Origin of the sequence: Veillonella sp. (assembly GCF_032470285.1) — a bacterium.
GTDB lineage: Bacteria > Bacillota > Negativicutes > Veillonellales > Veillonellaceae > Veillonella.
This window is the reverse complement of record NZ_JAWEKP010000018.1, coordinates 1-1,125: the sequence shown is the minus strand read 5'-3', so window position 1 is coordinate 1,125 and position 1,125 is coordinate 1. Positions and strand designations below refer to the sequence as shown.

Genomic DNA, 1,125 nt, shown 5'->3' with positions numbered 1-1,125 from the left:
CGAAGACCTTCTTCGATAGCGATTGGAGTAATCAATTCGATTTCCATTGTTACGTTATCGCCAGGCATACACATTTCTACACCTTCAGGAAGGTTTACAACACCTGTTACGTCTGTTGTACGGAAGTAGAATTGTGGACGGTAGTTGGAGAAGAATGGAGTATGACGGCCACCTTCTTCTTTAGTCAATACGTATACTTCTGCTTTGAATTTTGTGTGTGGGTTGATGGAGCCTGGTTTAGCCAATACTTGACCACGTTCGATGTCTTTACGATCAACACCACGAAGCAATGCACCTACGTTGTCACCTGCTACTGCAGAATCCAACACTTTACGGAACATTTCAAGACCTGTTACTACATATTGTTCAGCTTTTTCTTTCAAGCCTACTACTTCAACAGTATCACCAACGTTTACTTGACCACGTTCAACACGGCCAGTTGCTACTGTACCACGACCAGTGATTGTGAAAACGTCTTCCACAGGCATCAAGAAAGGTTTATCAGTGTCACGAACTGGTGTTGGGATGTAGGAGTCTACAGCATCCATCAATTCGTCAATTTTAGCTACATATTGAGCGTCGCCTTCCAAAGCTTTCAATGCGGAACCTACAACGATAGGTACTTCGTCGCCAGGGAATTCGTAGGAAGAAAGAAGTTCACGAACTTCCATTTCTACCAATTCGATCAATTCTTCATCGTCAACCATGTCAGCTTTGTTCAAGAATACTACGATTGCAGGAACACCAACTTGACGAGCCAACAAGATGTGTTCGCGAGTTTGAGGCATAGGGCCGTCAGCTGCGGATACAACCAAGATAGCGCCGTCCATTTGAGCCGCACCAGTAATCATGTTTTTAACATAGTCAGCATGGCCTGGGCAGTCAACGTGTGCATAGTGACGGTTAGCAGTTTCATACTCAACGTGTGCAGTGTTGATTGTGATACCGCGTTCGCGTTCTTCTGGAGCTTTATCGATCATGCTGTAATCTTGGAAGTCAGCTTGACCTTTTTCAGCCAATACTTTAGTGATTGCAGCAGTCAAAGTAGTTTTACCATGGTCAACGTGACCGATTGTACCGATGTTAACATGCGGTTTCGTACGTTCAAATTTTTCTTTTGCCATT

The 1,125-nt window shown here is 44.1% G+C and carries 1 protein-coding gene; it reads right to left on the bottom strand.

The annotated features are described in order from the left end of the window. Positions 1-1,124 (bottom strand): elongation factor Tu (tuf, locus tag E7B10_RS09555; RefSeq protein ID WP_128114531.1); only part of this gene is annotated, 1,124 nt, incomplete at its 3' end. Between the last annotated feature and the right edge of the window lies 1 nt (position 1,125).